We start from the raw sequence: 7,564 nt of genomic DNA, 5'->3' as shown, positions 1-7,564 counted from the left end.
TCGACCGGCCACATCCTCGCCGCCGCCTCGCACCTGATCGCCCACAACGAGGGCCGGCTGGGAAAGACGCTGCGCACCGAGGACCATGACGGCGAGAAGGTCACGGTGACAGGCTCGTGGGATTCGGAAGAGGAAGCCCGCGGCATCGGCGAGGAGATCGAGCAGATCCAGCGCCAGGGCGACAAGCTCAACGAGATCGCGATCCTGGTGCGTGCCTCCTACCAGATGCGCGAGTTCGAGGACCGCTTCGTCACGCTCGGCCTGCCCTATCGCGTCATCGGCGGCCCGCGCTTCTACGAGCGCGCCGAGATCCGCGATGCGCTGGCTTATCTGCGCGTCATCAATTCACCGGCCGACGATCTCGCCTTCGAGCGCATCGTCAACACGCCCAAGCGCGGACTTGGCGATGCCACCGTGCAGATGCTGCACGATCACGCCCGCAAGCGCCGCATTCCGCTGTTCGAGGCGGCGCGCGCGGTGGTCGAGACCGACGAGCTGAAGCCGAAGGCGCGCGGCTCCTTGCGCGACGTCGTCGCCCAGTTCGACCGCTGGCGGGCCCAGCGCGAGGTCACGTCGCACACCGATCTCGCCCAGATCGTGCTCGACGAGAGCGGCTACACCGAGATGTGGCAGAAGGACCGTTCGGCGGACGCGGCGGGCCGGCTGGAAAACCTCAAGGAGCTCGTGCGCTCGATGGAGGAGTTCGAGAACCTGCAAGGGTTCCTCGAGCACATCTCGCTGGTGATGGACCGCGACAGCGGCGCCGATGAGGACGCCGTGTCGCTGATGACGCTGCATTCGGCCAAGGGCCTGGAATTCGACAACGTGTTCCTGCCCGGCTGGGAGGAAGGCCTGTTTCCGAGCCAGCGCACGCTGGACGAACAGGGCCGCGCCGGCCTCGAGGAAGAGCGCCGGCTCGGCCATGTCGGCCTGACCCGCGCCCGCCGCCGAGCCAAGATCTATTTTGCCACCAACCGCCGGATCCATGGCACCTGGTCGACCACGATCCCGTCGCGCTTCCTCGACGAACTGCCCGCGGCCAATGTCGAGATCACGGAATCCAAGGGCGGCTCGGCCTGGGGCGGCACCGGCGGTTACGGCGCCTCCCGTTTCGACGACATGGAAGCGTTCGGCTCCACCTATTCGACCCCGGGCTGGCAGCGCGCCCAGGCCAATCGCAATCGCGGCGGCGGTGGGGGCGGCAATGGCGGCCGCGGCAGCTTCGAAGAACAGGCCTCGTCGTTTTCGTCCCAGTCGTCCTCGCCCGATTTCGGCAGCTTCTCCTCGCGCCGCCGCGGGCCCCTGACGATCGAGGGCGAGCTGGTGGCCAAATCCACCGGCACGACCTCGGAATTCTCCCTCGCCGACCGCGTCTTCCACCAGAAATTCGGCTATGGCCGCGTCACCAGGATCGACGGCAACAAGCTCACCATCGCCTTCGACAAGGCGGGGGAAAAGAAGGTCGTGGACAGTTTTGTGCAGCGGGCGTGAGGCGGGCATGCCGCATTACATTGCCATCATCGAAGATGCCAGCCCGGACGAAGCCGTTGGCGTGTGGTTTCCCGACCTGCCCGGCTGCATTTCCGGCGGCGACGACGTCGACGAGGCCCTGGAGAATGCGCCCGAGGCACTCGCGTTCTATGCACAGGAACTGATCGCGGACGGCCGCCAGCTTCCCCCGCCGCGGACGTTGGACGAGCTCAAGGCCGACCCGGATGTGGCCGACGACCTCGCGAAGCACACGGTCGCCCTGATCGAATGGCCGCCCCTCACTGAGGCCACGGAGTGAGGACTGTTCGCCGCACTGGTCGGACTCTCGACAGTTCAGGTCCGAACAGCCCTTGACCACCGCGAACTTCCCCGTATCAGATGCGGCCATGGTCCGGGGCTCCATCACACTGATCGTACTGGCATTGGGTATGCCGTCGCTTGCGGCGGCGGAGACCATGAGCTTTGGCGATTCGATCGGGATGCTGGCGAAAAGCTGCGGTGCGGAAATCGTCGCCAATTGCCGCGGCGTCAACCCGGATTCGACCCGCCTGAAGGAGTGCCTGTCGCGCAACCGCGACGTGCTCTCCCAGCAGTGCCAGAGCGACTATCTCGGCGCGTTCGACGCGATCCAGAAGCGCGTCGCCGCCCGCGTCACGGTGGCGAACGCCTGCCAGCGCGAGATCGTCAAGGTCTGCGGCGGCTCGACCAAGGAGACCAGCAAGGCGGTCCCCTGCCTGGTCTCGACGCCCAAGGGCATCAGCAACAACTGCCTGAAGGCCGTCGACGACGCGGGGTATCGGTGATGCCAGCGAACAGGCTTTCCACCGCCGGACTATGCATCGCGCTCGGCCTCGCTTTGCTCGCGGGCACAGCCGAAGCGCAGACGGCGCCGCCGACCCGCGACGACATCGTCGGCAAGCTCAACCATTTCGAACAATCCGCCGAGATCGATATCCCCGCGCTGAAGCTGCAGGTGATGGAGCGGGCCAAGGCCAGGATCAAGAACGATCCGGGTCCGGTGAACCGGCCGCTGATCGCGCCTGATCTGGTCAATCTGCCGACCTTCACCGCGCAGATCCAGTTCGACGCCGACACGCCGATCATCCAGCCGGCGTCCTACCAGACCGTCGGGCGCCTCGCCGATGCGCTGGTCCATGCCTCGCTGCTGCCCTACACGTTCCTGATCGTCGGCCATGTCGAATCCAACGCGAAGACGCGCGAGGCCAACGCGATCCTGAGCCAGCGCCGGGCGGACGCGATTCGCGACGTGCTGGTGAACACGTTCAAGATCTCGACCAAGCGGCTGCATCCGATCGGCCTCGGCGAGGAGCAGTTTCTCGACCGGGCTAGGCCGACGTCGGCCGTCAACGGCCAGCTGCAAATCGCAACCTACGCCAAGGTACCGGAGGAAGCGCCTGCGCATCCGGCTGCGACACCTGCGCCTGCGGCGAAAAAGCCCGCCAAGAAGCGCTGAGCACACGCGCCGCGGCGCCTGACGGAACCCTTTGAAGTCCCGATCGTTTTGTGACCTGTCTCACAGCGCGACAGCGCGGTTTCGCGCGACAATCGCGCCGGTTTGTGCACCGCCCTATCAGGTGCTATAGGCTTTTTTCGTCCTTCCCGACCCCATGCTGCACGAGACCGAGATGGCCAGTTATTTTCAACGCCAACTGGCCGACTACGTCGAATATCATCGCGATCCCTGGAACTGCGCGATGCACGTGGTCGGCATCCTCCTGCTCTTCACCGGCGCCGTGCTGCCGCTGACGCTGGTGCATTTCCCGCTGTTCGGGATCGAGGTGAGCCTCGCCGTGATTCTTGCCCTGCCGGTGCTGGTCTACTGGCTGATGCTGGACGCCGGGATCGGACTCGCCATCCTCGCCGCGATGATCGTGCTGCTTTCGGTCGCAACCGCGATCGGCAATCAGGTCTCGATCGTCATGATGTGGTCGATTTTTGCGGTGCTGATCGGACTTGGCGTCACCGCGCAGATCGTTGGCCACAAGGTTTTCGAGGAGCGGCAGCCGTCGATGGTCGACCACCCCACCCATTTTCTGCTTGGACCGATGTTTGTCATGGCAAAATTATTCATTGCATTGGGCTTCCGTCGCGACCTTGCCGCGATTCTGGCGCCTCTTCCGACCAATTCCCTTTCAACCCGATAGTTCTAGACGCGAAACAGCAAACCTTCTGCATGGCTCTCGTACTGGTTACCGGTGGCAGCGGCTTCATCGGACATCATCTCGTCGAAGCGCTCCGCGCCCGTGGGCAGCGGGTGCGAGTTCTCGACGTCCGTGCGCCGGCCACGCCGTATGCCGACGTTGAATATGCCCAAGGCTCGGTGCTGGACGGCGCCGCGGTCGATGCCGCGATTGCGGGCGTCGATCAAGTCTATCACCTCGCCGGCCTGCCCGGGATGTGGGTCGCCGACAAGCAGGCCTTTCACGACGTCAATTGCCGCGGCACCGAGATCGTGCTCGCGGCCGCGATGAAGCGCGGGGTCTCGCGCTTCCTGCACTGCTCGACGGAATCGATCCTGTTCCCCTATTCCGACCTCAACGGTGTTCCCGCCGAAGAGGCGCTGCAGCCGGCCGATGCGATGCCGGGCGCCTACACGCGGTCGAAATCGCTGGCGGAGCATTGCGCCGCGAAGGCCGCAGCCGCAGGCTTCCCGCTGGTGATCGGCACCCCGACCATGCCGATCGGTGCCGCCGACCATAATCTGACGCCGCCGACCGCGATGCTGTGGTACTTCCTGCAGAAGAAAGTGCAGCCGCATCTCGACTTCCCGGTCAATCTCGTCGACGTCCGCGACGTTGCCATGGGCCTCGTGCTGACCATGGAACGCGGGCGTAACGGCCAGCGCTACATCCTCGGCGGCGACTGCGTCAGGCTCGGCCAGATTCTGCGGATGATGTCCGCGATGAGCGGCCGCCGGCAATTCCCGGTCGTCGTTCCCGGCAAGATGGCCGAGCTGTCGGGCATCATGCTCGAATATCTCTCCGACCGCATCACGCGCAGGCCGCCCAACGGCACCGCCGAGGGCGTGCGTATCGCGCTCGCCGCGAGCGACCTCTCGATCGGCAAGGCGCGCACCGAACTCGGCTACGCGCCGCGCCCGATCGAGCCGGTCCTGCGCGAAACCATCACCCATCTTCTCGTCCGCGGCGGCGCGCTTGCCTCCGGCGCTATCGAGCATCACGCGCTCTCCTCGCGCGCCAGCTGAGCTGCCGCCCAACCCAAAGAACCTTTCCGCATGTCCTTCGATTTCAGCAAGCTTCTCTCTGTCGCCTGGGGTGGTTGGACCACGACCTGGCCGACGCAACTGCTCGCCCTGATCTGGCTCGCCTGGCTCGCAAGCTGGGTCGGCGCCTCGTTCTGGCAGGGCCGCACCCAGAAGCAGGTGATGACGCTGGAGTCCGGCCGCTATCGCATCCCGATCCTGGTCGGCGGCATCCTGTTCACGCCCTGGACCGCTGAAGTGCTCGGCGAGAAGCCGCTCTGGGTGTTCAGCAATACCGCTGTCTACGTCGTGGCGCTGATCGTGCTGGCCGGCATCTCCTTCACCTGGTGGGGACGGCTGCATCTCGGACAGTTCTGGTCCAACACCATCACCCACAAGCAAGACCACCGCGTCATCGACACCGGCCCGTACGGCATCGTACGCCATCCGATCTACACCGGCCTGATCCTCGGCATGCTGGTGACCGGCATCGCGGTCGGCACGGTCACCGCGATCCTCGGCGCGATCCTGATCTCGCTCGGCATGTGGCAGAAGGGCCGGATGGAAGAGGTGTTCCTGTCCAAGGAGCTGGGCGAAGACGCCTACGGCGCCTATTGCCGCCGCGTGCCGATGATCATCCCGTTCCTGTCGCCACGGTGAGAGCGTAAGCGCTTCGCTGTTGCCTCTACATCGCCAGCAACGATGCCGCTGCTAGTTCCGTCATCCCCGCGCAATGGCGAAGCCATTGTCGCTGGAGGTGCGAGGTTTGCGATGCGAATGCATCGCGAGCCGAGCCTCGAAGGATGCACGGCCGGGATGCAGCCGGGCCGCTCATCCTTCGAGGCTCCCCATGCGTCGCTTCGCGCCCCATGGCTCGCACCTCAGGATGACGGCGATGGATTAGCGCCCTCGGAACATTCCGGCCGAGGAACCGCCCGTGCTCCAGCCCGTTAGCCCCTCGATACCTGCCACACACCGCAGAGCATCGAGCCATGTCCGACGCCTACGATTATTTTCGCGAGCACGCGATCGCCGCCGTCCGCAAGGCCCGGGCGCTGCCGCCCGGGCGGCCGAAGCAGAAGCAGCGCAAGGTGGCGCGTGTCTATCATCTGCTGTCCAGGGAGGCCGCGCTCGCGCCGAACATCCATCATCTGGATGATTTTCGCGCGGCACGCCGGGCGGAGCGGCAGATCGGCCGCTGATCTCCGGACCCAGCCTGTCGGGATTGGTCCCATGCAAATTCGAACGGCTGCCATTCCACGGGAATAGAGCCCCGCGGCCCGTCGCACAGGTTGACGTCTGCCCCGCCAGCCCGTTGGATGCGCGCGCAAACAGGGGCCTCTCATGACTTTTTCCAGCATCTTTGCGCAGTTCGTTGCGCTTCTCGGCGGCATTGCGCTGCAATGGCGAAAGCTGTCGGGCACCGTGCCTGCGCCGGCCTGGGGTCAGTCGCCCGCCATTCCCGAAGCCAAGCCGCAAGGTGCCATCCCGACACTGAAGATGCCGACGGCGCGGGGCTGGAGCGAAGGACAGAAGCCGACGGTCGCACCCGGGCTCAAGGTCAACGCCTTCGCGACCGGCCTCGACCATCCGCGCTGGATCGAGGTGCTGCCCAATGGCGACGTGCTGATCGCGGAGGCGACGCAGATCGCGGGGGCGCCGCGGTCCGTGTTTCACTACGCGATGCAGGCAACGATGCGGCGCGCCGCCGCGCTCGGCGTCAGCGCCAACCGCATCACGCTGCTGCGCGACAAGGACGGCGACGGCGTCGCGGAGTATCGCGGCGCGTTCATGGAAAATCTCAGCCAGCCGTTCGGTATGGCGCTGGTCGGCGACACCTTCTATGTCGGCAACACCGACGGCGTGATGGCCTTCCCGTACGTGGCGAATGCCGATCGCATCACCGCGCCGGGCAAGCGCCTTACCACTTTCAAGCCGAGCGGCCACTGGACCCGCAGCCTGCTCGCAAGTCCCGACGGCAAGAAGCTCTATGCCGGCGTCGGCTCGCTCAGCAACATCGCCGAGATGGGTATGGAGGTCGAGGAAGGCCGCGCCGCGGTCTACGAGCTCGACCTTGTCGCCGGCACGCACCGCATCTTCGGCGCCGGCCTGCGCAACCCGGTTGGTCTCGCCTGGGAGCCGACGACCGGTGTGCTCTGGACCGTCGTCAACGAGCGCGACGGCCTCGGCGACGAAACGCCGCCGGACTATCTGACCTCGGTACGCGACGGCGGCTTCTACGGCTGGCCCTATTGCTACTGGGGCAAGACGGTGGACGACCGCGTGCCGCAGGATCCGGCGATGGTCGCCAAGGCGCTCACGCCCGACTACGCACTCGGCGGCCACACCGCCTCGCTCGGCCTGTGCTGGATGCCGGCGGGCACGCTGCCCGGCTTCCCGGACGGCATGGCGATCGGCCAGCACGGCTCGTGGAATCGCAGCACGCTGTCCGGCTACAAACTGGTGTTCATCCCGTTCGAGAACGGCAAGCCTTCGGGTCCCGCACGCGACATCCTGTCCGGCTTCCTCGCGCCCGACGAGAAGGAATCCTACGGCCGCCCGGTCGGCGTCGTGATCGGTCCCGACAAGAAATCGCTGCTGATGGCCGACGACGTCGGCAACGTGATCTGGCGCGTGACGGGCGCGTAACCGCGACGGAGGTGCGTTCCCGCCCCCCTTGTGGGGGAGGGCTAGGGAGAGGGGTAGCCCAGGAAGAGGTGCTCGTTCCTGCCGATGCACTGGTCGGTGTGCGACGAAAGAATCCCCGTGTGGCGCCCCCCCCCCGGCCCCCCCCCCCCCCCGCCGGGGGGGGGGGGGCCCCCCCCCGGGGGGCCCCCCCCCCCCCCCCCC

Annotated in this window: 9 protein-coding genes; all 9 read left to right on the top strand. The window is 66.3% G+C overall.

Annotated features, from left to right (window positions below):
• A partial coding sequence (locus tag AC0L2J_RS17640) for an ATP-dependent helicase (protein WP_473392504.1) occupies positions 1 to 1,491 on the top strand: 1,491 nt, incomplete at its 5' end.
• Positions 1,492 to 1,498: 7 nt separating this feature from the next.
• Complete coding sequence (locus AC0L2J_RS17635; protein WP_473392501.1) at positions 1,499 to 1,789, top strand: type II toxin-antitoxin system HicB family antitoxin; 291 nt, start codon at positions 1,499 to 1,501, stop codon at positions 1,787 to 1,789.
• An 88-nt stretch (positions 1,790 to 1,877) separates the two neighbouring features.
• A complete protein-coding gene (locus AC0L2J_RS17630) occupies positions 1,878 to 2,294 on the top strand; it encodes a hypothetical protein (protein ID WP_035974344.1) in 417 nt (138 codons plus the stop codon).
• Complete coding sequence (locus AC0L2J_RS17625) at positions 2,294 to 2,965, top strand: OmpA family protein (protein WP_007613458.1); 672 nt, start codon at positions 2,294 to 2,296, stop codon at positions 2,963 to 2,965. The genes AC0L2J_RS17630 and AC0L2J_RS17625 overlap by 1 nt, the downstream gene beginning before the upstream one ends.
• Positions 2,966 to 3,119: 154 nt before the next feature.
• Positions 3,120 to 3,656: an Mpo1 family 2-hydroxy fatty acid dioxygenase gene (locus AC0L2J_RS17620; RefSeq protein WP_007613460.1), complete on the top strand. Its 537-nt coding sequence runs from the start codon at positions 3,120 to 3,122 to the stop codon at positions 3,654 to 3,656.
• A 29-nt stretch (positions 3,657 to 3,685) separates the two neighbouring features.
• Positions 3,686 to 4,717, top strand: coding sequence for an NAD-dependent epimerase/dehydratase family protein (locus tag AC0L2J_RS17615; RefSeq protein ID WP_063995256.1), 1,032 nt, complete (start codon positions 3,686 to 3,688; stop codon positions 4,715 to 4,717).
• Positions 4,718 to 4,747: 30 nt separating this feature from the next.
• The gene (locus tag AC0L2J_RS17610; RefSeq protein ID WP_007613464.1) at positions 4,748 to 5,374 is read left to right on the top strand and encodes a methyltransferase family protein; all 627 of its coding nucleotides are present in this window, start codon (positions 4,748 to 4,750) and stop codon (positions 5,372 to 5,374) included.
• A gap of 332 nt (positions 5,375 to 5,706) precedes the next feature.
• A complete protein-coding gene (locus AC0L2J_RS17605) occupies positions 5,707 to 5,916 on the top strand; it encodes a hypothetical protein (protein ID WP_473392497.1) in 210 nt (69 codons plus the stop codon).
• Between the two features lie 142 nt (positions 5,917 to 6,058).
• Entirely contained in the window at positions 6,059 to 7,363 is a 1,305-nt protein-coding gene (locus tag AC0L2J_RS17600; RefSeq protein ID WP_473288626.1) for a PQQ-dependent sugar dehydrogenase, read from the top strand.
• Positions 7,364 to 7,564: the final 201 nt, after the last annotated feature.

The organism is Bradyrhizobium sp. MV1.5, from assembly GCF_055807615.1.
This window is presented reverse-complemented; position numbering and strand designations above follow the sequence as displayed.